Source organism: Aestuariivirga sp., assembly GCF_965227715.1.
GTDB lineage: Bacteria > Pseudomonadota > Alphaproteobacteria > Rhizobiales > Aestuariivirgaceae > Aestuariivirga.
Genome location: NZ_OZ245771.1, coordinates 2,333,050 through 2,355,481, shown reverse-complemented (window position 1 = coordinate 2,355,481; position 22,432 = coordinate 2,333,050). Strand labels below are relative to the sequence as shown.

Sequence of the window (22,432 nt, the reverse complement as noted above, 5' to 3'; positions counted from 1 at the left end):
GTCTTAGGGCGGTTGCGGCCAAAAGAAAATCACATGCGCATGAGCAGCCCGTGTTCAGCGCGGCGGCTGCCAGGACGAGGCCGTCGTCTTGTCCTTCTCCAGAATTGCGAAGCCATTGGCGGGAACGGCATATGGCACACTCCAGCCTTCGCCGGGCCAGCGCACCCGAACCTCGGCCGCGGTGGCCTGGCCCAGCCCGAAATGGATCCAGCCGGCCTCACCCGACACATGCCCGCCGCCAGATGTGATCTCGCGCCGCTGCACGCCGTCCGCCGTCTTCACCTCCACCATCGCGCCGATTGCATTCACATTGGGGCCGGTTTCGCCCAACTGCAGCGCAAGCCAATGGCCTGCATCTGCCGTGGTGTTGCGCCAGATTTGCGCCGGGCCGTTGCGGTTGACCACCAGAAGATCGACGAGCCCATCGAGGTTGAAATCGGCCAGCGCACCCCCACGGGATACGGCCGTGCTCGCCACACCCGCCTTATCCGCCATCTCCACGAACTTACCATCCTTGCCTTGAACCAGAAGATTGTTCGGGTCCTTCATGGCAAAGTCCGGCATTTCGGAAACATTGCCCTTGGCGATGAAGAGATCAGCCAGCCCATCATTGTTCACATCCTGGAATTCCGTGTGCCAGGCGGTTGAGGGCTTCAGGTCATCACCCATGAAGGGCCGGTGCGCGGTTACCCCCTTGGGCCAGGCAATGTCCTTATATTCGGGCCTGGGCGGTGTTCCGTCCTTCGGCGGGTTTGCGAGCGTCTGCAGCTTGTTGTCCGCCATGGAAGTGATGGCATATTCCTGGAAGCCGTCGCCATCGAGGTCATAGCCCGCAATCCCCATGCCCCAGATGCGTAAGTATTTCCAGCCGTCCGGCTTGGTGTAGAGCCTGGGTGCGGCACCGGGTTCAATGCGCCACATCTGCTCCTGGCCACCTTCGTAATATTCGCGGTCATTGGCCACGCACAAATCTGCGGTGCCGGTGTTGGCCCAGTCGGTGAACAGCATGGAGAGCGGGCAATAGCTGGGCTTCAGCTCCAGTGGTGGCGCAAAGCCTTGCGCCTCGGCGTTTGGCCGCTGCAGCCAGTTCGGCGTGCAGCTGCCCCAGGGCTCGATCTCCTCCTTGCGGTCCACGTAATTGCCGATGGCGATGGTGGGCCAGGAGGCACCTTTCTCCCACTCCGCCGCAAAGGCCGTGGACCATCCGTCTCCGCCATCGAAACCCCACTCCTCATTGGCGCGGGCAAAGCGGCAATTGCCTTGGCCCTTCATCACGATGTTCTCGCCCACACGGAGGACGACGACATCCATGATGCGGTCACCATCAATGTCGAGCGGATAAGCGCCGGTCACCGCATCGAACTCGAGGCCGCTCTCCTGCCTGGTGAACGACAGGGGCCCGCCGCGCTTGCTCTGATTGACGTAGAAGCGGGCCGGCTTTTCGCCCCCGGCAATCAGCACGTCCTGAAAGCCGTCGCCATTGCAGTCGAACACCGCAGTGCCGCCGCCCACCATATATTGCCATTCGCCGGAATAGACGCTGTCAATGCCGGAGCTTGCGGTCTCTTCGGTGAAATGCGGAACAAGCGGCCCCTCACCTGCAGCGCATGCACCACCCGTCATGAGCGTTGCAGCCAAAAGGATTGCAAGCCGTCTCACGTCGAACTCCTGGTCCGCAGCGCCACGGCATGCTGGCCGATGCAGGCCCCCTGTTCGAGACCCTCGACAATCGCCGCGCGGAAATGAATGCCGCCATAAAGCCTGGAGATGCCCGCCTCTTCCGCCGCCGCCTTGAAGCTCGCGAACTGCCGCGCAGGAATTCCGTCACGCATGTGGGTGCCATCGCTGAAGGCGAAGTTCTCGCCATAGATGCTGGTCAGCACCACTTGGGCCGCTCCGGACTCGACACTGTGCCCACTTGGGTATTCCGGAAATGGCGGGGTGATCAGCATCGGCTCCCATTTGGGGTCGATCACGCGCTTGATGTAGGTGACGGGCCTGACGAGATCATACTGGAACTTGGCGTTCCAGCAGCCGATGAAGCTGTCCGCCATGGCAACCCCAAGCCGCATCATCACCTCGGCGGTCTTGTCCAGGCTCGCCTTTTCCTGCGCCAGCACCTGAAGCCCGATCGACATCCAGTGTCCGGGCGGTGTGGGAGACAGCATCGGATCATCTGACCAGAAGCGTGCAATCGCCTGCTGCTCAGGCGTCAGATGCTTGCCCGTTTCATAAACCTCCAAGGCCTCGCGGTAGAAGGTGGAGTCCTTCTCTTCGCTATAGGCAGGGGGCGGCGGCACGGCGCAGGCCGCGCCATCGGGCATGGCGAAAGTGCGGTTCTTGCCCCAGCCGGGAAGCAGCGGAAACTGCTGCTGGCGGATGGGGCTCGTCGGCACCCAGTGTGCAGGACCGGGCGTCAGATCGTAATGCATGGGGAACCCCATGTTCTCGACCACGGCACCGCCATCGGACTTGGACCAGTCGAGAATGGCCGCCGTCAACGCCTCGCCATAGGCCAGGCTGTCGTCGATCACCGGCTGTGGAAGTCCTGCCATAGCCTGGGCCTTGAGCTTCTTTTCCGCCGCCGCCATGGCGCGTTGCCCCGTGGGCCCGGTATTGGAGAAGAAGGCCTTGACGGCGGAGGCGATCACGCAATGGGTAATCAGCGCATCATTGTAGGTCTTTCCCGGGTTGCGCACGGGCAGGCCCCTGAGACCGTTGATCTGCCCCTCAAGTGAAACGAGCGAGGTCGAGCCAGAGGCCACCGCCTGATAGGCCGCAATACCCAGATAGGCGAAGGACCGGCTGGCCACGGGTGGCGAATAGGTGGCGGTGTGGCGCACCAGCAGCAGCACCAGATGGTACCACTGGCGCAGCATCTCTCCTCCGCCATCAGCAGCCTCTTCCGCCCGGAGGCGCGTTGCGGACAAACCAAACGCCGCGGCTGCCGCCGCCTTCAGCGCCATTCTGCGTGTCATGCTCATGCCGTTTTCTCCAGTTCGCGCCCGCGGCGCGCGAACGTGCCATGGGCAAAGATTTCGCGGTCCACGTGCCGCAGCGCGCGGTCGATCGTGCCTTTGATGATCATGTCGGTGTCGATCGGCACCACCTCGATTTCAACGTTGCGGCGAAGCTCGTCCACCACGCCCTCTTCAAGGGCGCGCCGCATGGCCGGCTCGATCAGGCCCATGGCGCGGGTGCCGGGCCCCGTCAGCACGATGTGCGACGGCGTGAGAATGGCGATCAGCCGCGCCAGGCCGAAACCCAGCGCCTCGCCGGCCTTGGCATAGGCGCCGCTTGCCGTCTCATCGCCACGGTGTGCTGCGGCTTCGAGTGCCAGCATCGTGGCTTCGGGAATGGCGTTGAAGGAGGGCGGCTGTGTCGCCGCCTCGCCGGAGGCCCAGCGCAGCAGGCTGTAATCCGCCACATAGGCCTCTACACAGCCGCGCCGCCCGCAGCGGCATAAGGGTCCGCCAGGCAAATGGTTCATGTGCCCGAACTCGGCCGCAGCCCCCGTGGGCCCATGATAGACCTGGCCATTGAGGATGAGCCCCATCCCCACGCCGTAGCCGAGGAAGACCACCGCCGCCGAACTGCCATAGCGCGCGCGGTCGGTGCTGATCAGCCCTTCGGCAATCATATTGGCGTCATTGGCCAGCGTGCAGGGAATGCCGAGCTGTGCCTCAACCGCTGCCGAAACCCCAATGTTCCGTGTACGGAAGGCCGGGCTCCACACCACGGTGCCTGTCTGGGAGTCGGCCACACCCTGAACCGCAATGCCGATCCGCGCCACGCGCCGCGCCTGCGTGCGCGATTTGGCCAGGAGTGCGGTAATCTCTTCCGCCACACGCTGTCCGAATGCTTTTGGATCTGAATCATAGGTGGAGGTGCGGGACATGCGGCGGGCAAGAATGGTGCCCCGGCCATCGGCCAGCGCCAGCTCGATCCCGTCGATCGACACTTTCACGGCCACCACGTGAGCAGATTTGGGGTTGATGTCGATCTGCGTCAGCGGCCTGCCCCGGCGCTGCGGCGCGTCTGCCTGCACCTGCTGCTCGCCCATCTCCTGCAGAATGCCGTCACCGATGAGCTGCGAGGAGATGGAGGTGATGGAGGCGGGCGAAAGGCCCGTGTGCCGCCCGAGCTCCACGCGGGCGAGAGGCCCATGCTGGCGCAGCGCCTCGAGCAGCAGGAGACGGTTCTGCCGGCGCACGAGATCGCTGTCGGCCTTCTCCCGCATTCTCCTCCCTTCGCATGCGCAACAAAGATGCTGCAATGCACTATTTTGTTTTGCTTATTTTGTATATTGACTCGGGCAACAGATTGTCGCAACATTTTTTTGGACGCCGAAATAAAACAAACAGATCGTCCATGGCCCAGGATCCCCGTGTGGTGGCGGTAAGCCGCTTCAGGGAGGCGTCCCACGGGGGCCATCGCGGCTTGAGGAGGACCCTACGAATGTATCGCAAGTTTCTGACCGTTGCGGCTGGCGCGCTTATGCTTGGCCTCTCCACCCTGTCGGCTGAAGCCGCCGGCAAGACAATCGCCGTGTCTTGGAAAACCTTCCAGGAAGAGCGCTGGAAGACCGACGAAGCCGCCATCAAGGCGGTTGTTGAGGCCGCCGGCGACAAATATGTCTCGACCGATGCGCAGGGCTCCGCCCAGAAGCAGGCCGCTGACATCGAAAGCCTGATCTCGCAGAAGGTAGACGTCATTCTCGTCGTCGCCTTTGACTCGGACGCCATTCTGCCCTCCTTCAAGGCAGCCTCTGACGCCGGCATCAAGATGATCTCCTATGACGTGCTCGTGGAAGATCCGAACGCGCTGTACGTGACCTTTGACAACGTTGGCGTGGGCCGTCTGATGGCCACCGAAATCCAGAAGGCGAAGCCCGAGGGCAACTACGCCTTCATCAAGGGCGACAAGGGTGACCCGAACGCCACCTTCCTCTTCCAGGGCATCCAGGAAGTGCTGAAGGATGCGATCGACTCCGGCAAGATCAAGAACGTCTGTGAAACCTTCACCGACGGCTGGAAGCCGGACAATGCCCAGAAGAACATGGAACAGTGCCTGACCTCCACCAACAACAAGGTGGATGCAGTGGTCTCCGAGAACGACGGCATGGCCTCTGGCGTGGTCGCCGCTCTCGATGCGCAGGGCCTCGCGGGCTCGGTGCCGGTCTCCGGCCAGGACGGCGACAAGGCCGCTCTGAACCGTGTGGCGCTCGGCACCCAGACCGTCTCGGTCTGGAAGGACTCGCGCGTTCTCGGCAAGGCCGCTGCTGAAGCCGCCGTCGCCATTGCCGACGGCAAGGATGCCGCCGCGCTTGACGGCGTGGGCAAGTTCAACCAGGGCGCCAAGGGCGTTGAGGTGAACGCCATCCTGCTGAAGCCGAACCCGATCACCAAGGATAACCTGAACGACGTCATCGACGCCGGTTGGGTGACCAAGGACGAAGTCTGCGCTGGCGTGAAGGCTGGCTCCGTCGCCGTCTGCAACTAAGCAGCGGGTAACGTTCTTGCCTTGAGACGATTATGGGCCGCGCCGCCTGTCGAAGGTGGCGCGGCTTTGCTATAAGTGAAAAGGCCGCTGCGCGCGGCTGCAAGAATGGGGGTTCAGCCGATGTCGGCCACAACAGGCGGATCACACACGCCGGCACTCAGTGAAGAGGGTTTGCTCTCGCGCTTTCTGCGCGCAACCGAAATTGATACGCGCATGCTCGGCATGGTCGCCGCGCTGCTGCTGATCTGGGCCGGCTTCGATCTCTACGGGTTTTTCCTCAAACCAGGCGATGGCCTGCTGGGCGGCCAGTTTCTTACCCCCCGCAATCTCTGGACGCTGCTGGTCCAAACCTCCTCCATCGCCGTCATGGCAACTGGCATGGTGCTCGTCATCGTGATGCGCCAGATCGATCTCTCCGTCGGCTCGGTTCTGACGACCATTGCTGTCGCCGTCGGCGCCCTGCAAGTCTATAAGCTGGGGCCCATGATGGGCGTTGGCCACCCGATGATCTGGCTCATCGCCGTCATCGGTGCGCTGCTCCTCGGCGCGGCCATCGGCGCGCTCAACGGCGCCCTTACCGCCTATGCGCAGATACCCTCCTTCATCGTGACATTGGGCGGCCTCATCGCCTATCGCGGCATCGCCTTCCTGCTGGCCAGCGGCGTCACCATCGCCCCCATGGACAACACCTATGTGCTGATCGGCGGCTATGGCCCCTCGGGCTCGATTGGCCCCGTGTGGAGCTGGGTGCTGGGGCTTCTGGCCTGTGCCGGTATCGTGCTGGGCATCCTGCGCGGCCGCCAGCAGAGAAAGCGCTTCCGCTTCCCCTTGCGCCCTGCCTGGGCGGAGGTCACGCTCGCAGCCATCGGCAGTGCTGCCGTGCTCGGCATCACCGCGGTCGTCAATGCCTACCCTTACGCGCCGAAGGTCATCGAGAATTTCGCGCGCGAGCACAATGCGGTGATCCCCCCCGGCATCGAAAACCGGGATGGTTCGGCCATCTGCATGGCGGGTGACAAGGTGGTGCGCTGTGTCGATGGCCTCATCTATTACAATGGCTATGCCATCCCGGTGCTGATCGCCCTTGCCGTCGGCCTGCTGATGACCTTCATCGCCACCCGCACGCGCTTTGGCCGCTACGTCTATGCAACGGGCGGCAATCCGGAAGCGGTGGAGCTCGCGGGCATCAATTCGCGCAAGCTCACCGTGATGGTGTTCACCCTCATGGGCATCCTCGTGGGTGTCTCCGCGGTCGTCACCTCAGCCCGCCTCAATGCCGCGACGATTTCACTCGGCCAGTCGAACGAGCTTTATGTGATTGCCGCGGTGGTGATTGGCGGCACCTCGCTTGCGGGCGGCATCGGCACCATCTATGGCGCCATGCTGGGCGCCCTGCTGATGCAGTCCTTGCAATCGGGCATGTCGCTCCTCAACTTCGATTCCGCCTGGCAGGATATCGTGGTGGGTGCCGTCCTCTGCATCGCCGTCTTCGTCGATCAAGTCTATCGCCGCCGCGCCAAGTAAGGGGAGGGGACCATGAACACCACGCACGCACATAAGCACCCAACCCCGGTGGAACGCGCCGGTCCGCCGCTCATCGCCATGAAGGACATCTCGATCGCCTTCGGCGGCATCAAGGCTGTGGACCACGCTTCGGTTGATCTCTACCCCGGCGAAGTGGTGGGCTTGCTCGGCCATAATGGCGCGGGCAAATCCACGCTGATCAAGATTCTCTCCGGCGCCTATGCGCGCGATGCAGGCGACATTTTCATCAATGGCGAGAAGGTGGAAATCTCCAACCCGCGTGATGCGAAGGCACTGGGCATCGAGACGATCTATCAGACGCTGGCACTGGCAGATAATGTGGATGCGGCCGCAAACCTCTATCTCGGCCGAGAGCTCCGCACCAAATTCGGCACGCTGGACGATGCCGCGATGGAATCCGAATGCCGTCAGGTGATGGGCCGTTTGAACCCCAATTTCCGCCGCTTCAAGGAGCCGGTGAAGGCGCTCTCCGGCGGTCAGCGCCAGTCGGTGGCGATTGCGCGCGCCATCCACTTCAACGCCCGCATTCTGATCATGGATGAGCCCACGGCCGCCCTGGGGCCCCAGGAAACCGCACAGGTGGGCGAACTCATCAAGCAGCTCAAGGCCGAAGGCATCGGCATCTTCCTCATCAGCCATGACATTCATGACGTCTTCGACCTGGCAGACCGCCTGACGGTGATGAAGAACGGCCGCGTGGTCGGCACCGCCCGCACCACCGATGTGGATCATGACGAAGTCCTCGGCATGATCATCGCCGGCAAGTGCCCTCCCGGCGCTATTCCCGGGCCCGGCGCCCTGCAGAGCGCTGCGTGAGCGGGTTTGACGTCGTCGCGCTCGGCGAGCCGCTCTATGAACTGAACCGCCAGCCGGACGGCCGCTATCTGCCGGGCTTCGGCGGCGATACGTTGAACGTCGCCGTCGCTGCCGCCCGCCTCGGCAGCCGCACGGCCTATGTCTCCCGCTTAGGGGAGGATATTTTTGGCGACGAGATCCGCGCCATGATCCGCCAGGAAGGCGTGGATGACAGGGCCGTCGCCGCAGATCCGCAGGCCCCCACGGGTCTCTATTTCGTCACCCATGGCCCCGCAGGCCATGTCTTCACCTATCGCCGCAAGGGCTCCGCCGCCAGCCTGATCACCCCGCAGGAGCTTGACCGCGAGCTGATCGCCTCCGCCCGCTTCATCCACGCCTCCGGCATCAGTCTGGCAATCAGTGCCAATGCTGCGGAAACCGTCTCGGCAGCAATCGCCATTGCCACACAAACCGGCGTGCAGGTGTCCTTCGACACCAATTTCCGCCCCCGCCTGTGGCCCGCAAGCGAAGCGCGCCCGGCGATCATGAAGGCGGCGGCACGGGCGGACATTCTAAAAACCTCCGTTGAGGATTCGGAAGCCCTCTTCGGCCTTTCGGACCCGCAAGCGATTGCGCAGCATATCCTCTCCTTAGGTGCGCGGGCTGTGATCGTAACGCTCGGCCGCAATGGCGTGCTCCTCGCCACGCGCGAGGGGACTGAGCTCGTGGCAGGTCTGGACGTGCCGGCGGTGGATGCAACAGGTGCGGGTGATGCCTTCACGGGCGCACTCCTCTCGGAACTTGCGCGCGGCCAGCCGCTCGCCCAATCCACACGCTTTGCAAATGCCGCAGCAGCACTTTCAACGCTGGGCTACGGCGCAATCGCACCCTTGCCCAGGCGGGCCGCTGTCTCCGCTGCGCTCTCGGCTTAAATCACGCGAGCTATATTGATCTGGATCAAGGCCTTGACGGCCGCTGCCCCCGACAGTGGGCGATGCGTTCAGGAAGCACACCCCGACATGTCTGAAGATGCTGGCAGTGAGAAGCTGAGCCCGCTTGCTCGCAACCCGCTGGACATGATTTCCAGTGCCCACGCGCTGCAGGTGCAGATGTGTGACGCGATGGAACGCATCGCCGATGGCCTGCCGGACGAAGTGGACCGCCGCCTCTGCGGCCAGGTCGCCTCCTGCCTGCAATATGATCTGCCGCTCCACCACCATGATGAGGAAGAGGCCCTGTTTCCGCTGCTCCGCAAGCGGGCCAGGCCCGAAGACGGGTTGGAGGAGATTCTCGACCGGCTTACCTCGGAACACGCCGCCGACAATGACTTTGCGTCGGAAATTGCCGAAGCGCTGGAGACGCTCGGGCAGGGCGGCCGCCCCGCCAATCCGGAGATGCTGGGGTACATGCTGCGCGGCTTCTTCGAGCGCTACCGCCGGCATGTGCAATGGGAAAGCACGCTGGTCATGCCCATGGCCCGTCTGCGCCTCACGCCGGAAGATCTGGAAGCCCTGCAGGCCCGCCTGAACGAATACCGCCGCCAGGCAAGCTAAGGCTTCGCTAACCTTCTTGGCGCCACCGCACCTCCAGCCTGGCACAACCCTTCCTGCATAGCGTGCCCTCCACCATCCGAGGAGGGACCTTCGCAACGATGACCTGTGCGCCGATTATCGCAGCACTGCCGGCCAGTTCTCTGGCGGGGCTGCGCAATTCATGACCGAGTCAAACGGCATGACTGAGCTGCGGCTCCCGCCTTCGCTTGACCTTGCAGCCATAGATGAACTCCTCGCCGATCTCCGGAAGGCGCGGAACACCGCGGTGGTGATGGAGGCGGGGGACGTCTCGCGTGTCTCCACCATCGCCCTCCAGACGCTTCTATCCGCCTGGGTGACCTGGCGGTCGGACGGGCATGACTTTCACGTCGCCTCGGCATCTCCCACGCTGCTCGAGGCGGCGAAACTCCTCGGCTTCCCACCAGACTTTCTCCAGGGCGAAGGAAACCCCTCATGAGCGTTACCATTCTCACCGTCGATGATTCCCGCACCATGCGTGACATGCTGCGCATGGCACTGGTCGATGCTGGCTTCCGCGTGGTCCAGGCCGAGGATGGCCTCCACGGGCTGGACGTACTTCGCCAGGAGACGCCGCAAGTGGTCATCACCGATATCAACATGCCCCGCATGGATGGCTTCGGCTTCATCGAGGCCGTGCGCCAGGACCAGAAATACCGCGCCCTGCCCATCCTGGTGCTGACCACCGAAAGCGATGACGACAAGAAGATGCGCGCCCGCCGCGCCGGAGCCACGGGCTGGATCGTCAAGCCCTTCGATCCGGCGAAACTCATCGCAGCCATCCGCCGCGTCGCGGCCTGACGGGAGCACGCCTCATGGATCCGATGGCCGAAATCCGCCTCACATTCTTTCAGGAGTGTGATGAGCAGCTGACCGCACTGGAGAACGGCCTCCTTGCCATGCAGGAAGGCGACACCGATCCCGAGACGGTCAATGCGGTGTTCCGCGCCGTGCATTCGATCAAGGGCGGTGCAGGCGCCTTCAAGCTCGATGCACTGGTAAGCTTCGCGCACGTGTTCGAAACCGCGCTCGATAAGGTGCGCGGCAATGTCTACGTGCCGGACTCGGAGGCGATGAAGCTGTTCCTCCGCGCGGCCGATGCGCTGGCCGATCTCGTCTCCGCCAGCCGGGACAATGCCATCAAGGACCGCGCCCCCTATGATGCACTCGCCGCGGAGTTCGATGCGCTCATCGGCACGGCCGCGCAAGAGGATGATGATTTGGGCGGTCTCGATTTCCAGCCTATCATTACGAGCTTCGATGCCGCACCGGCAGCACCCCAGCCCGCGCTCAACCGCTTCACCATCCGCTTCCGTCCGCTGCGCGAGCTGTTCTCCAAAGCCAATGATCCGCTGGCCCTGTTCCGGGAGCTCGCACGCCTCGGCACCCTCACCTGCCAGTGTGACATCAAAAACCTCCCCTTCCTGGACACGATCGACCCGGAAGACAGCTATCTCTCCTGGCACCTCACGCTGGAAACCGAAAGTGCGCTTGCCGCGGTGAAGGAGATCTTCGATTTCGTCGAAGGCGACTGCGATCTCGCGATCGAAGCCCAGGCGGATCCTGCCCCCGCCGCCGCCGATGCTCCCCCCGAGATGGACATCACCGCCATTCTCAAGAAGGTCCGGGAAGAGGCGCCTGCCATCGTCGCCGCTGCCGCTGCCACGCCCAAGCCGGTTGCGGCGCCCGTGGATGCTGGCGAGGCCGCCTCAAGCAAGGCCAACGGAAAGACCGCCGTCCTTCCCACGATCCGCGTCGACCTTGAGCGGGTCGACCGGCTCATCAATCTCGTCGGAGAGCTGGTCATCAACCAGGCCATGCTCACCCAGCGCGTGCTGCATTCCAGCCACGTGCGTGACCGTGAGGTGACCAGCAGCCTTGAAGAGCTTGAGCGGCTTACCCGCGAAATTCAGGAAAGCGTCATGGCAATCCGCGCCCAGCCGGTGCGGCCCCTGTTCCAGCGCATGTCGCGTATCGTGCGCGAAGTGGCGGACGCCACGGGCAAGGACGTGCGCCTGCGCACCGACGGCGAGGCGACCGAAGTTGACAAGACCGTGGTCGAACTGCTGGCAGACCCATTGACCCACATGATCCGCAATGCAGTGGACCACGGGCTCGAAAGCCCCGAAAAGCGCATTGCCGCGGGCAAGCCCCCGGAAGGCACCGTCCGCTTGGCCGCCGCCCACCGCTCGGGCCGCGTCATCATCGAGGTGAGTGACGACGGCCAGGGCATCAACCGCCCGAAGGTGCTGCAGAAGGCAATTGCCAACGGCCTCGTCGCAGCCGATGCCCTGCTGAGCGACAGCGAAATCGACGGCCTCCTCTTCCTGCCGGGCTTCTCAACCGCACAGTCCGTCTCCAACATCTCGGGCCGCGGTGTCGGCATGGATGTCGTCAAGCGTTCGATCCAGGCACTTGGTGGCCGCATCTCCATCACCTCGCTGCCAGGCCAGGGCTCGACCTTCACCTTGAGCCTCCCCCTCACACTTGCCGTGCTAGATGGCATCGTGGTCAGCGTCGATGAGCAGACCTTCGTCATTCCGCTCACCGCCATCGTCGAGACGGTGAAGCACGAATCCTCCCGCATCCATCATGTGGGTGATTACTCTTTCGTCCTCCGGGTGCGCGATGTGCTGGTGCCTCTGATCGACGTCGGTGCCGAACTTGGCGTCAGGCCGCCCACCACGCAGGTCAGGCCGGGCGTTGCAATTCTCATTGAGACGGCCAATGGCAGCCGCAGCGCGCTCCTCGTGGACAACATCCAGGATCAGCGCCAGGTCGTCATCAAGAGTCTCGAGACCAACTACAAGCGCGTGGACGGTATTGCCGCTGCCACCATCCTTGGCGATGGCCGGGTCGCGATGATCCTCGATGTCGATGCGCTGGTGGGGCTGCGCCATCAGGACAGAGCCCCGGCTGATATCAACTTTGCAAGAGCGAGCTAAAGAGCCATGACAGACAAGTCACCCTATGATCTTGCCCGAGAAGCTGAATTCGTCGCCTTCCGCGCCGGAGGCCTCGAATTCTGCATCAACATCATGTCGGTGCGCGAAATCCGCGGCTGGACGCCTGTCACCGCAATTCCGCGCGCCCCCTCCTACATCCGCGGCGTCATCAATCTGCGCGGCGTGGTGCTGCCCATCGTCGACTTAGGGGTCAGGCTCGGCCTCCCCGGCACGGAGCCAACGGCCCGCCATGTCATCATCGTGGCCCAGGTGGGAGACCGCGCGGCGGGCCTCCTGGTCGATTCCGTCTCCGATATACTCTCCGTCGAGGACAAGAGCATTCAGCCAACGCCCGATGTCGCCTCAACGCTTGCCCGCATGTTCGTGCGTGGCGTCATCGCCATGGATGGCCGGATGATCTCGGTCGTAACGCTTGATCATGTCCTTCCCGCCATGGAGCTGGAGGCCGCATGAAATCGCCAGCTGCGGCCTCTGTGGCTCAAGCCAAGCCACAGCCGATCGCGGCGGGCGAATTCGGCTTCGACAAGACGGATTTCGCCTTCATCACCTCCGCGCTCTACGAGGATGCGGGCATTCATTTGCCCGCTTCCAAGGCCAACCTCGTCTATTCGCGCTTGGCGAAACGGCTGCGTGCGCTGGGGCTGGAAAGCTTCCGGGACTACTGCGCGCTGGTCGGCTCCGAAGATGGAGCCGAAGAGCGCGGCCAGATGATCGCCGCACTCACCACCAATGTCACCCGCTTCTTCCGGGAGCCGCATCATTTCGAGCATCTGCGCGATAGGCTCTTCGAGCCCCTGGCCAAGGAGATCAAGTCCGGCCGCCGCATCCGCATCTGGTCCGCAGGCTGCTCCAGCGGGCAGGAGCCCTATTCGATCGCACTCACCCTCCTGTCCGTGCTGCCCGATGCACGCGCCTATGATGTCCGCATCCTGGCGAGCGACATCAACCCCATCGTGCTCGAGACGGCGCGCAAGGCCGTCTACACCGCGGAAGAGGTCGCCAGCGTTCCCGCAGACCTGCGGCGCAGCTGGATGGAGCCCGCTGGCGACGGCGCCATGCGGCTGGATGAGGCGCCGCGCGCCCTCGTCAGCTTCCGCCAGCTCAATCTGATCGGCGCCTGGCCGATGAAGGGCCCGTTCGATGTCATCTTCTGCCGCAACACCGTGATCTATTTTGACGAGAAGACACAGATGAGACTGCTCAACAGAATGTCGACGCTGCTGCGCCCCGGCGGCCTTCTCTTTCTCGGCCATTCGGAGCGGCTGGTGGGGCCGGCCGAAGTGCATTTCCGCGTCGAGGGCACCACGACATTCCGGAAGTCCGGTGGAGGTGCCCCATGAGCAAGATCAGGGTTCTCGTCGTCGATGACAGCTCCACCATGCGCCAGCTCGTCACGCGTGCGCTGGAGGCAGATCCTGGCATCGAAGTGGCGGGTGCGGCCAAATCCGCAATCGAGGCGCGCGACCTGATCAAGCAGCTGAGCCCGGACGTGATGACGCTCGATGTCGAGATGCCGGAAATGGACGGCCTCTCCTTCCTGGAGAAGGTCATGCGCCTCAGGCCCATGCCGGTCGTCATGGTCTCGACATTGACGGCGGTTGGTACCGAAACGGCTGTTGCCGCATTGGCCCTGGGTGCGATTGACTGCGTGGTGAAACCCACCGCCGAAAATCCCCGAAGCTTCGAGGATCTGCCGGCAAAGGTGAAAGTCGCCGCGAGGGTCAAGCGCCGCCCCCCGTCTGTGGAGGCAGCCGACCACAGCCCCCGCGTCGGCACCAGCTACCAGCCGGACGGCAAGATCATCGCCATCGGCTCATCCACGGGCGGTGTCGAAGCGTTGATTGCCGTGCTCACCAAATTCCCGGCCAATTGCCCGCCCACCGTCATCACGCAGCACATGCCACCGGTCTTCACGAAGAACCTCGCCGTCCGCCTGGACAGGATGTGCGCCCCCCATGTCGAAGAGGCAACCAATGGCGCGCCGTTGAAAACCGGCGTCGTCTATCTCGCCCCCGGTGGCGAAGTGCATCTCGAGGTCGCCGGGCGCAGCACGCTCACCTGCGTGTTGAAACCGGGTGAACTCGTTAACGGCCATTGCCCCTCGGTTGACCGCCTGTTTTCGTCGGTGGCGCGTGCGACGGGCCCCCGGGCCGTGGGCGCACTACTCACCGGCATGGGGCGCGATGGTGCCCAGGGCCTGCTCGAGATGCGCCGCGCCGGTGCCCGCACCTTTGCGCAGGATGAGGCAAGCTCCGTCGTCTACGGCATGCCCCGTGCTGCGGTCGAGTTGGGTGCGGCCGAACACCAATATTCGTTGGCCCGCATCGGACATGCGGTCATCGAGGCAACGGCAAGATCATAGCGGAGAATACCATGCCATTCATACAGCACCTGAAGGTGATGGTGGTCGACGATACCTCGGTGAGCCGCATGCTGCTCGTTGAAGGGCTCAATGAGATCGGCATCAAGAACATCGTCCTCGCCGCCGATGGCGAGCAGGCCCTGCAGACCATGATGGCGGCCCCCTGCCACATCGTGTTTTCGGACATGAACATGCCGAAGCTCAACGGCCTGCAGCTGTTGAAGGCCCTGCGCGAATTCGGTCCCACGCGCCAGTGCTGCTTCATTCTCGTCACCGGCAAGGGAGACCGCGCCATGATCGAGGAGGGCAAGAAATACGGCCTCAACAATTTCGTCGCCAAGCCTTTCGCGGCGGCAAATCTCAAGGCCGCTATTGAGGCGGTGGTTGGAAAGCTTGTCTGAGCCGCTCATGAACCAGTACCGGCGCATCAACATCGTGCAGGGCGAGTATCACGTGAGCAGTGAGGCGGATCTCTCGATCACCACGCTGCTCGGGTCCTGCGTTGCGGCCTGCATAAACGATCCCGCCGCACAGGTGGGCGGCATGAATCATTTCCTGCTGCCGGGCGAGGATAGCTCCGCCGCCGTCAACCGCCACGGCGTCTATCTGATGGAACTTCTCATCAACGGGCTGCTCAAGAGCGGCGCCTCGCGCCACCGGCTGGAGGCACGGCTCTTCGGCGGCGCCCGCACCATGCGGGGTCTCGGTGATTATGGCGCCGCCAATGCGCGCTTCGCCCAGGAGTTTCTGAAGCGCGAAGGCATTCCCATCGTGGGTGGCAGCCTCGGCGGTGAGACCGGGCGTCGCATTGAATTCTGGCCGGTCACCGGCCGCGCCCGGCAGAAGCTGGTGCGCACCACCGAAGAGCCGCGCGCTCTTCACACCCCAACACCCGCCGATGGCGGCGATCTGGAGTTGTTTTGACGATGATGCCTGCTCAGCGCCTGCCTCTCACCGACGTCAACCCGCTGTCCATGCCGGTGCTGCTGGGGCAGCTCTCCAATGAGCTCGGCGCCCTGCAGCTGATGGCTGCCGACATGGAGGCAACGGTTGATGACATGATCGAACGCCATGCCGGCGTGCTCGATGCCCGCAGCATCCAGAACCTGCAGCTTCTGGACATCCTGAACCAGACGCTCCGGGCCCTCTCCCTCTTCGCCTCCAATGCGGCCGGGCTGTCTTCGCCCGGCTGGACCGTTGATGGCCGGGGCACCATCGCAGGCATCACGCTCGCAAGCCTCGCCCAGCGCCTGGCCCGCGGTGCGGGAACCGCCGCACACGTCCAGGCGGAAAGCTATGAGCTCTTCTCCGACGGTTAGTCGTCAGATCCAGCCGCCATCCACCACATAGTGCTGGTTGGTGCAGGCAGCGGCCTCTTCGGAGGCAAGGAACACCGTGAACTTCGCCACGTCCTCGGGCGCCAGCTTGCGCTTCAGGCATTGGCGCAGCTCCAGTTCCTTCAAGGCCTCAGGGGTCAGCCAATTGGTGATCTGGCGCTCCGTCAGAATCCAGCCCGGTGCGATGGCGTTCACGCGGATATTATAGGCACCATAGTCGCGCGCGAGAGAGCGGGTGAGGCCCAGCACGGCCGATTTGCATGCCGTATAGGCCGCCATGCCGCCCTGGCCGATCATCCAGGAGATGGAGCCGAAATTGATGATGACGCCCGCCATCGCCTTCTGCATCTCCGGCAGCACCGCCTGAGCGGCGAAGAACTGGTGTTTGAGGTTGACGGCAATCCGGTCATCCCAATATTCGGGCGTCACCTCTGCCGTGGCATGGCGCTCGTCATTGGCGGCATTGTTGATGAGGATGTTCACCGGCCCCAGCTCCGCCGCTGTCGCCGCCACCGCCCCCCGCAGCGCTCCGATGTCCTTGAGATCCGTGTGGTGGAAACGGACCACGTGGCCCTGGGCGCTGAGCTCCGCCACTAGGGCCTCCGATGGCTCCCGCGCGATGTCGATGAAGCTCACCTTGCAGCCCTGCGCCGCAAAGCCTCTGACGATGGCAGCCCCAATGCCGGATCCGCCTCCCGTCACCAGCACAACCTTGTCTTTCAGGTCACTGTAGAGCGCCGCCATTCTGCCTCCTCACTCAATTTTCCAGGGGAAAATGGCACGCCACGCTGCGTTGCGGGCCGTTGGGCGCCAGGGCCGGCCGCTCAACGCGGCAGCGCTCCTGCGCAATCGGGCAACGCGTGTGGAAGCGGCAGCCGGACGGCGGGTTTACCGGGCTTGGCACGTCCCCCGTCAGCACGATGCGCTTCCGCGCCGCCCCGCTTGCAAGGTGCGGCACCGGCACGGCGGAAATCAGCGCCTGCGTATAGGGGTGCGAAGGCCTGGAGAAGATGTCATCCGCCTGGCCCATCTCCACAATTGAGCCCAGATACATCACGGCAATTCGGGTCGACACCTGCCGCACCACGCTCAGATCATGCGCAATGAAAATATAGGTGAGGTTGAATTGCTCCTGCAGGTCGGCCAGCAGATTGACGATCTGCGCCTGCACGGAAACATCGAGTGCCGAGACCGGCTCATCCAGCACGATCAGCTCCGGGTTCAGCGCAATGGCGCGGGCAATGCCGATGCGCTGGCGCTGCCCACCCGAAAACTCATGCGGAAAGCGCAGGGCGTGGTCCGGCTTCAGCCCCACGATCTCGAGAAGCTCCGCCACGCGCTTGGTGGTCTCCGCCTCGGAGAGCTTGCTGTGCACCCGCAAAGGCTCGGCGATTAAGTCCTTCACCCGCCGCCTGGGGTTCAGCGAAGCATAGGGGTCCTGGAACACCATCTGAATGCGCCGCCGTAGGGGCCGCATCTGGCGTTGCGAAAGTGTGGAAATGTCAGTCCCCGCAAAGCGCAGCGTGCCCGATGTGAGATCGTAGAGTCTCGTCACGCAACGCCCGAGGGTGGACTTGCCGCAGCCGGACTCGCCCACAAGGCCCAGCGTTTCCCCCGGCATCACCGTGAAGGACACGCCATCCAGTGCATGTACCATGCGCTTGCCCTGGCGGGAGAAGCGGCTTCCCAGGGCAAAGCGCTTGGCCACATCGGTCACTTCAAGAAGGGGTGCTGTCATGCGGAAACCCTGAAGCAGGCGGCGGCATGGGGTCCCGCTCCCAGTTCCGGCTGCGCTCCGCAGGGCTCGAAGCGCAGTGCACAGCGCGGTCCGAAGGCGCAACCGGCAGGCCGGCTTAAAAGATTGGGCGGGGAACCAGGAATGGCCGTCAGCCGCCGCGGCTTCACGCCCGTCAGCGGCGGAATCGAATCGAGCAGCGCCCGGGTATAGGGGTGCAGCGGCGCCTCGAACAGATCGGCCTTGCGCCCGCGCTCCACCACGCGGCCGGCATACATCACCAGCATGCGGTCGGCAATTTCGGCCATCACTCCCATGTCATGGGTGATGAACACAATCGCACTGCCATGATTTTGCCTGAGCTTCCGCAACAGCTCCAGAATCTGCGCCTGAACCGTCACGTCCAGCGCCGTCGTCGGCTCATCCGCCACCAGAAGGGCCGGGTTGCAGGAAAGCGCCATGGCAATCACCACCCGCTGCCGCATGCCGCCCGAAAGCTGGTGCGGGTAGCGATGTGCGGCTTCCTCGGGCTTCGGAATGTTGACCTCCGCCAAAAGCGCCAGCGCACGGTCCCAGGCGGCGGATTTCGAGATCTTCTCATGCGCATGGATCTGTTCGGCAATCTGCCAGCCGATGGTGTAGACGGGCGTCAGCGCCGTCATCGGGTCCTGGAAGATCATGGCGATCTCCTTGCCCCTGAGCGCCCGCATCTCGCGCGGCTTGAGGCCAATGAGCTCGCGCCCGCGATATTGGATGGAACCGGTGATCACCGCATTGGGGTCGGTGATGAGGCCCATCACCGCGAGAAGCGAAACCGTCTTGCCGGAACCCGATTCCCCCACCACGCCCAGAAGCTCGCCTTCGCCCACATCGAAGGACACGCCGTCCACGGCGCGCACCATGCCCTGCTCGGTGCGGAAGCTGACATTGAGGTCGCGCACGCTCAGCATCAGGCCGCCCTCACGCGCGGGTCGAGCATCATGTAAAGAATGTCGACCACCGCATTGGCCATCACCACGAAGAAGGAGGCATAGAGAACCGTCGTCATGATCACCGGAAGATCGAGGTTGAGCAGCGCGTCATAGGTGAGCTTGCCCACGCCCTGCAGCCCGAACACCACCTCCGTGAGCAGGGCGGAGCCGCCAACCAGCGCGCCGAAATCCAGCCCGAACAGCGTGACGAAAGCCACGAGTGACGTGCGCAGCGCATGGCGCAGCAGGATCCGCGTTTCGGTCAGCCCCTTGGCCCGCGCGGTGCGGATATAATCCTCCTGCAGCGACTCGATGATGGCCGCCCGCAGCACCCGGCCATAAAGTCCGATATAGAGGATCGACAGCGTGATCCACGGGATCACCAGCGTCAGAAACCAGCCTTTTGGATCATCGGAAAAATTCTTGTAGCCCAGTGGCGGCACCCAGGAGAACAGCCAGCTGTCATGATAGCGGCTCTGGGTGATGAGGTTCATCACCTCCCCCAGCCAATAGACCGGCATGGAAATCCCGATGAGACCCAGCACCATCAGCGTCTTGTCGAGCCAGGAGCCGCGGGTGGCGGCCGCCACAATGCCGATGATCAGTGCAAAGACGATCCACAGCACGGCCGCCCCCATCACGAGGGAGAGCGTCACCGGCACCGTGTCCATCACCGCGGGCACCACCTTCCAGCCGCGGTTGACGAAGGAGGTCAAATCCCCGGTGATGAAGATCTTCTTCATCATGGTCAGATACTGCACATAGAAGGGCTGGTCGAAGCCGAAGCTCTTGCGCACCGCCTCCAGAATTTCAGGGCTCGCATTGCGCCCGGCAATGCGCGCCGCGGGGTCGGCACCAGGCGTTGCGAAGAAGATCAGGAACACCATCATGCTGATGCCGAACATCACGAACGCCATCTGCCCCAAGCGCTTCACCAGCGGAAGAATCATCAGCTGCGCCCGATCCTGATCTTGGCGCGCGGGTCCAGCGCGTCCCGCAGGCCATCGCCAAGTACGTTCAGCGCCAGCACGGTGATGACGATGGCAATGCCCGGCGCCAGCGCCACCATGGGCCTGGTGTAAAGCAGGTTCTGCCCGTCCTGGATGATGGTGCCCCAGCTCGCATCCGGCGGCTGCACACCGATTGACAGGAAGGAGAGCGCGCTCTCGGTAATCATGTTGAGCGCCATCATGATCGGCACGAACACGATGAGCGTGGTTGAGATATTGGGGAAGATATCCTTGAACAGGATGCGGTGGCTGGGAACGCCGAGGCCGATGGCCGCCAGCACGAATTCGCTCTCCCGCAACGCCAGCACCTGGCCCCTGATGGGCCTCGCCACATACGGCACATAGACGATGCCGATGATGAAGATGGGAAGCCACAGAGAGCCGGATTCGATCACGATGATGCCGAGGTTCAGCCCTTGCGCAATCAGCACGATGGAGAGCGAAATCGCCAGCAGGTAAACCGGAAAGGCCCACAGCACATCGAGAAAGCGCGAGATCACCATATCGGTGATGCCGCCGAAGAATCCAGCCGCCAGCCCCAGCAGCGTGGCGAAAAACAGCGTCAGCACGGTGGCCATGCCGGCGATGAACAGGGAATTGAGCCCGCCATAGAGAAGCCGCGCCATCACGTCCCGGCCCTGGTTGTCGGCGCCCAGGAAGTAATTGCCCAATTGCCAGGTGGGCCCCAGCGGCGTGTAGCCCAGTCCCAGCCCCTCGGTTGATTGCTCCATCACCGGCACGTCCTGCCCGTTCAGCTTGATGATGGCATCGAGAGATGAGGTGAAGGGGTCCGTATTGGCCCAGGCCGCATAGGCCGGCGCCAGCAGGCAGACGATGACGATCAGAAGGAAGACGATGAGTGCCGCCACCGCAGCGCGGTCACGGAACAGGCGGTTGAGAGCCGTGGCCCAGGGGCCACGGCTCTTCGGAGCTGTGAGGATGCTGTCAGAGACGGCTGACAATTGGGATCACTGAACCCAGGACTGTGAAACCATCCAGTAGAACTGCGAGTTGAACTGGAAATTTCCAACCCGCTTGGACACGAAGTCGATGTGCTTCGGCGTAAACAGGGCAGCCATCGGTGCCTTGTCCGTCACCATCTTGTCGATCTCGGCCCACATCTTGTTGGCGCCATCGGGGTCTGTCACACCGAGTGCCATCGCTTCCTTCATCTTGTTGTTGATCGTCTCGTCGCAGAAGCCCGAAATGTTGATCGAGCTGTCGGAGCCTTCCTTGAAGCTCTCGCAGCCAAACAGGATGTAGAGGAAGTCGGAGGCCGCAGGATAATCCTGGTACCACTGCGAAACCGACATCTGCACCTTGTTATTGGTGTTCTGGATATAGGTGAACTGGATATTGGGGGAGATCGGCTTCACCTCCGCATCATAGCCCAGCTCCTTCAGCACGCTCTGCAGGTAAACGCCGATGCCCTTGGAAACGGCGTTGTCCTCGACGATCAAGGTTACCTTCTGGCCCTTGGTGCCGGATTCCTCGATCAGCTGCTTGGCCTTCTCCATGTCGGGAGCAGACCACTTCGCACCCGGATCCTTCGTGTAGGGGCAATAGTCAACATGCCCAGGGAATCCCGGCGGCAGAACCTGGCACACGGGTGAGCCCAGCACCGGCCCGCCGAACAGATTGACCAGCGTTTTCCGGTCAATCGCATAATTCACCGCCTGCCGGGCCTTCTCATTGTTGAAAGGCGCAATGCGCGTGTTCATCGGCGCATACCACCACGCCGTCAGCGTATTGATATAGACCTGATCCTTATATTTGGTGCCGATTTCGCCAAGCCGGTCAGTCGGCGGCTGGTCATACATCCAGTCGGCCTCGCCATTCATCACCGCATTCACTTCCGCCTCGTCGGTCAGGCCGAAGTCATACTGGATCACATCGGGGTAGCCCTCGGGCTGCGCGTCCTCGCTCCACTGCTTGAAGTGCGGGTTGCGGGCCATGGTCATGCCCTTGTTCGGGTCATAGGCTGAGACGTAATAGGCGCCGGTGCCGGGGATGGGGTTGGAGCCCGCGTCTTCGGCAGGCGCATCCGCCGGCAGGATTGCCGCATGCGGCAGGGCCAGCTTGTCCATGAACTCAGCGTCCGGCCTCACCAGATTGATGGTGACGGTGCCTGCCGCCTCATCGCCCACAACGCCACCGTCCAGCGTGCAGCTCTTGGCTTCGGCCAGGCACTTGTCAGCGCCCACCAGCACCGAATAGAAGCCGCCCGCAGTCGGGCTGGAAACCTTGAAGATGCGCTGGAAGGAGGCCACCACATCCTTCACCGTCAGGTCACGCCCGTCGGAGAACTTGATGCCCTTGCGGATCTTGAACACATAGGTTTTGCCGTCATTGGTGGGCTGCGGAATCTCTTCCGCAATGTCGGGCACCTTGGTAAAGCCTTCGGCACCAGGCGCCTTCTTGAAGGCGAGGAGCCCGTCATACAGGCCCTGGTATATCTGCCAGTATTGCAGCGTGTAATTGATGTGCGGGTCCAGCGTGCCCGCGGCGGAGCGCGCCACCATCCGCAGCGTGCCGCCGCGGTGCTCGGGCTTGTATTCGGCCTGTGCCGGCGTCAGCGCCGCAAAAGCCATGGCGAGCGCGGTTGCCCCCGCCAGAATCAGTTTCCTCATCGCGTATA

Annotated in this window: 23 protein-coding genes; 14 read left to right on the top strand and 9 right to left on the bottom strand. The window is 63.3% G+C overall.

All coding sequences use genetic code 11. From position 1 onward, the window contains the following. Nucleotides 1-54: 54 nt before the first annotated feature. From ACO06F_RS11105 to ACO06F_RS11095, 3 genes are read right to left on the bottom strand one after another with little or no spacing between them, the layout of a single operon-like run. Nucleotides 55-1,659 carry a CRTAC1 family protein gene (locus tag ACO06F_RS11105; protein ID WP_421692822.1) on the bottom strand — a complete coding sequence of 535 codons (1,605 nt, stop codon included), beginning with the start codon at nt 1,657-1,659 and terminating at the stop codon, nt 55-57. Further along, nucleotides 1,656-2,984 (bottom strand): vanadium-dependent haloperoxidase, encoded by a 1,329-nt coding sequence (locus ACO06F_RS11100; protein WP_421692821.1) that lies wholly within the window; start codon nt 2,982-2,984, stop codon nt 1,656-1,658. The genes ACO06F_RS11105 and ACO06F_RS11100 overlap by 4 nt, the downstream gene beginning before the upstream one ends. Continuing rightward, a complete protein-coding gene (locus tag ACO06F_RS11095; RefSeq protein ID WP_421692820.1) occupies nt 2,981-4,240 on the bottom strand; it encodes an ROK family protein in 1,260 nt (419 codons plus the stop codon). The genes ACO06F_RS11100 and ACO06F_RS11095 overlap by 4 nt, the downstream gene beginning before the upstream one ends. Nucleotides 4,241-4,458: 218 nt before the next feature. Here ACO06F_RS11095 and ACO06F_RS11090 point away from each other — a divergent pair, with 218 nt between their 5' ends. The 14 genes from ACO06F_RS11090 (at nt 4,459) to ACO06F_RS11025 (ending at nt 16,060) form a co-directional block, all read left to right on the top strand. Beyond that, nucleotides 4,459-5,502 carry a substrate-binding domain-containing protein gene (locus ACO06F_RS11090; protein ID WP_421692819.1) on the top strand — a complete coding sequence of 348 codons (1,044 nt, stop codon included), beginning with the start codon at nt 4,459-4,461 and terminating at the stop codon, nt 5,500-5,502. 120 nt (nt 5,503-5,622) lie between these two features. Continuing rightward, nucleotides 5,623-7,026, top strand: coding sequence for a sugar ABC transporter permease (locus ACO06F_RS11085; RefSeq protein ID WP_421692818.1), 1,404 nt, complete (start codon nt 5,623-5,625; stop codon nt 7,024-7,026). A gap of 12 nt (nt 7,027-7,038) precedes the next feature. Continuing rightward, a complete protein-coding gene (locus ACO06F_RS11080; protein ID WP_421692817.1) occupies nt 7,039-7,863 on the top strand; it encodes an ATP-binding cassette domain-containing protein in 825 nt (274 codons plus the stop codon). Further along, nucleotides 7,860-8,774, top strand: a complete 915-nt coding sequence (locus tag ACO06F_RS11075) for a sugar kinase (protein ID WP_421692816.1) — start codon at nt 7,860-7,862, stop codon at nt 8,772-8,774. Before ACO06F_RS11080 ends, ACO06F_RS11075 begins: the two co-directional genes overlap by 4 nt. Before the next feature lie 87 nt (nt 8,775-8,861). Then, nucleotides 8,862-9,395 carry a hemerythrin domain-containing protein gene (locus ACO06F_RS11070; protein ID WP_421692815.1) on the top strand — a complete coding sequence of 178 codons (534 nt, stop codon included), beginning with the start codon at nt 8,862-8,864 and terminating at the stop codon, nt 9,393-9,395. Between the two features lie 160 nt (nt 9,396-9,555). Beyond that, nucleotides 9,556-9,852, top strand: coding sequence for an STAS domain-containing protein (locus tag ACO06F_RS11065; protein ID WP_421692814.1), 297 nt, complete (start codon nt 9,556-9,558; stop codon nt 9,850-9,852). Beyond that, nucleotides 9,849-10,214, top strand: a complete 366-nt coding sequence (locus tag ACO06F_RS11060) for a response regulator (RefSeq protein ID WP_421692813.1) — start codon at nt 9,849-9,851, stop codon at nt 10,212-10,214. Before ACO06F_RS11065 ends, ACO06F_RS11060 begins: the two co-directional genes overlap by 4 nt. A 14-nt stretch (nt 10,215-10,228) precedes the next feature. After that, nucleotides 10,229-12,358, top strand: coding sequence for a chemotaxis protein CheA (locus tag ACO06F_RS11055; protein ID WP_421692812.1), 2,130 nt, complete (start codon nt 10,229-10,231; stop codon nt 12,356-12,358). 6 nt (nt 12,359-12,364) lie between these two features. Continuing rightward, nucleotides 12,365-12,832: a chemotaxis protein CheW gene (locus ACO06F_RS11050; RefSeq protein ID WP_421692811.1), complete on the top strand. Its 468-nt coding sequence runs from the start codon at nt 12,365-12,367 to the stop codon at nt 12,830-12,832. Beyond that, complete coding sequence (locus ACO06F_RS11045) at nt 12,829-13,719, top strand: CheR family methyltransferase (RefSeq protein ID WP_421692810.1); 891 nt, start codon at nt 12,829-12,831, stop codon at nt 13,717-13,719. Before ACO06F_RS11050 ends, ACO06F_RS11045 begins: the two co-directional genes overlap by 4 nt. Continuing rightward, the gene (locus tag ACO06F_RS11040) at nt 13,716-14,741 is read left to right on the top strand and encodes a protein-glutamate methylesterase/protein-glutamine glutaminase (RefSeq protein ID WP_421692809.1); all 1,026 of its coding nucleotides are present in this window, start codon (nt 13,716-13,718) and stop codon (nt 14,739-14,741) included. Before ACO06F_RS11045 ends, ACO06F_RS11040 begins: the two co-directional genes overlap by 4 nt. 11 nt (nt 14,742-14,752) lie before the next feature. Next, nucleotides 14,753-15,142, top strand: coding sequence for a response regulator (locus ACO06F_RS11035; RefSeq protein WP_421692808.1), 390 nt, complete (start codon nt 14,753-14,755; stop codon nt 15,140-15,142). A 7-nt stretch (nt 15,143-15,149) separates the two neighbouring features. Beyond that, entirely contained in the window at nt 15,150-15,665 is a 516-nt protein-coding gene (locus ACO06F_RS11030) for a chemotaxis protein CheD (RefSeq protein ID WP_421696663.1), read from the top strand. 2 nt (nt 15,666-15,667) lie between these two features. Then, nucleotides 15,668-16,060: a hypothetical protein gene (locus ACO06F_RS11025; RefSeq protein WP_421692807.1), complete on the top strand. Its 393-nt coding sequence runs from the start codon at nt 15,668-15,670 to the stop codon at nt 16,058-16,060. A gap of 3 nt (nt 16,061-16,063) precedes the next feature. Here ACO06F_RS11025 and ACO06F_RS11020 read toward each other — a convergent pair whose 3' ends face one another. Genes ACO06F_RS11020 through ACO06F_RS10995 form a run of 6 tightly spaced genes read right to left on the bottom strand, consistent with a single transcriptional unit; the run spans nt 16,064 to nt 22,424 of the window. Then, entirely contained in the window at nt 16,064-16,822 is a 759-nt protein-coding gene (locus ACO06F_RS11020) for an SDR family NAD(P)-dependent oxidoreductase (RefSeq protein ID WP_421692806.1), read from the bottom strand. A gap of 13 nt (nt 16,823-16,835) precedes the next feature. After that, the gene (locus tag ACO06F_RS11015; RefSeq protein WP_421692805.1) at nt 16,836-17,816 is read right to left on the bottom strand and encodes an ABC transporter ATP-binding protein; all 981 of its coding nucleotides are present in this window, start codon (nt 17,814-17,816) and stop codon (nt 16,836-16,838) included. Then, complete coding sequence (locus ACO06F_RS11010; RefSeq protein ID WP_421696662.1) at nt 17,813-18,766, bottom strand: ABC transporter ATP-binding protein; 954 nt, start codon at nt 18,764-18,766, stop codon at nt 17,813-17,815. Before ACO06F_RS11010 ends, ACO06F_RS11015 begins: the two co-directional genes overlap by 4 nt. After that, nucleotides 18,763-19,734: an ABC transporter permease gene (locus tag ACO06F_RS11005; RefSeq protein ID WP_421692804.1), complete on the bottom strand. Its 972-nt coding sequence runs from the start codon at nt 19,732-19,734 to the stop codon at nt 18,763-18,765. The genes ACO06F_RS11010 and ACO06F_RS11005 overlap by 4 nt, the downstream gene beginning before the upstream one ends. Beyond that, entirely contained in the window at nt 19,734-20,756 is a 1,023-nt protein-coding gene (locus ACO06F_RS11000; RefSeq protein WP_421692803.1) for an ABC transporter permease, read from the bottom strand. The genes ACO06F_RS11005 and ACO06F_RS11000 overlap by 1 nt, the downstream gene beginning before the upstream one ends. A gap of 6 nt (nt 20,757-20,762) precedes the next feature. Continuing rightward, nucleotides 20,763-22,424 (bottom strand): ABC transporter substrate-binding protein, encoded by a 1,662-nt coding sequence (locus ACO06F_RS10995; RefSeq protein WP_421692802.1) that lies wholly within the window; start codon nt 22,422-22,424, stop codon nt 20,763-20,765. Between the last annotated feature and the right edge of the window lie 8 nt (nt 22,425-22,432).

What these genes read in the sequence shown, in the direction of transcription:
- ACO06F_RS11070 (WP_421692815.1), top strand. Translation starts at nt 8,862, where the DNA reads ATGTCTGAAGATGCTGGCAGTGAGAAGCTGAGCCCGCTTGCTCGCAAC.
- ACO06F_RS11035 (WP_421692808.1), top strand. Translation starts at nt 14,753, where the DNA reads ATGCCATTCATACAGCACCTGAAGGTGATGGTGGTCGACGATACCTCG.
- ACO06F_RS11040 (WP_421692809.1), top strand. Translation starts at nt 13,716, where the DNA reads ATGAGCAAGATCAGGGTTCTCGTCGTCGATGACAGCTCCACCATGCGC.
- ACO06F_RS11025 (WP_421692807.1), top strand. Translation starts at nt 15,668, where the DNA reads ATGATGCCTGCTCAGCGCCTGCCTCTCACCGACGTCAACCCGCTGTCC.
- ACO06F_RS11045 (WP_421692810.1), top strand. Translation starts at nt 12,829, where the DNA reads ATGAAATCGCCAGCTGCGGCCTCTGTGGCTCAAGCCAAGCCACAGCCG.
- ACO06F_RS11020 (WP_421692806.1), bottom strand. Translation starts at nt 16,822, where the DNA reads ATGGCGGCGCTCTACAGTGACCTGAAAGACAAGGTTGTGCTGGTGACG.
- ACO06F_RS11030 (WP_421696663.1), top strand. Translation starts at nt 15,150, where the DNA reads ATGAACCAGTACCGGCGCATCAACATCGTGCAGGGCGAGTATCACGTG.
- ACO06F_RS11100 (WP_421692821.1), bottom strand. Translation starts at nt 2,984, where the DNA reads ATGAGCATGACACGCAGAATGGCGCTGAAGGCGGCGGCAGCCGCGGCG.
- ACO06F_RS11095 (WP_421692820.1), bottom strand. Translation starts at nt 4,240, where the DNA reads ATGCGGGAGAAGGCCGACAGCGATCTCGTGCGCCGGCAGAACCGTCTC.
- ACO06F_RS11015 (WP_421692805.1), bottom strand. Translation starts at nt 17,816, where the DNA reads ATGACAGCACCCCTTCTTGAAGTGACCGATGTGGCCAAGCGCTTTGCC.
- ACO06F_RS11080 (WP_421692817.1), top strand. Translation starts at nt 7,039, where the DNA reads ATGAACACCACGCACGCACATAAGCACCCAACCCCGGTGGAACGCGCC.
- ACO06F_RS11005 (WP_421692804.1), bottom strand. Translation starts at nt 19,734, where the DNA reads ATGATTCTTCCGCTGGTGAAGCGCTTGGGGCAGATGGCGTTCGTGATG.
- ACO06F_RS11065 (WP_421692814.1), top strand. Translation starts at nt 9,556, where the DNA reads ATGACCGAGTCAAACGGCATGACTGAGCTGCGGCTCCCGCCTTCGCTT.
- ACO06F_RS10995 (WP_421692802.1), bottom strand. Translation starts at nt 22,424, where the DNA reads ATGAGGAAACTGATTCTGGCGGGGGCAACCGCGCTCGCCATGGCTTTT.
- ACO06F_RS11090 (WP_421692819.1), top strand. Translation starts at nt 4,459, where the DNA reads ATGTATCGCAAGTTTCTGACCGTTGCGGCTGGCGCGCTTATGCTTGGC.
- ACO06F_RS11050 (WP_421692811.1), top strand. Translation starts at nt 12,365, where the DNA reads ATGACAGACAAGTCACCCTATGATCTTGCCCGAGAAGCTGAATTCGTC.
- ACO06F_RS11085 (WP_421692818.1), top strand. Translation starts at nt 5,623, where the DNA reads ATGTCGGCCACAACAGGCGGATCACACACGCCGGCACTCAGTGAAGAG.
- ACO06F_RS11055 (WP_421692812.1), top strand. Translation starts at nt 10,229, where the DNA reads ATGGATCCGATGGCCGAAATCCGCCTCACATTCTTTCAGGAGTGTGAT.
- ACO06F_RS11060 (WP_421692813.1), top strand. Translation starts at nt 9,849, where the DNA reads ATGAGCGTTACCATTCTCACCGTCGATGATTCCCGCACCATGCGTGAC.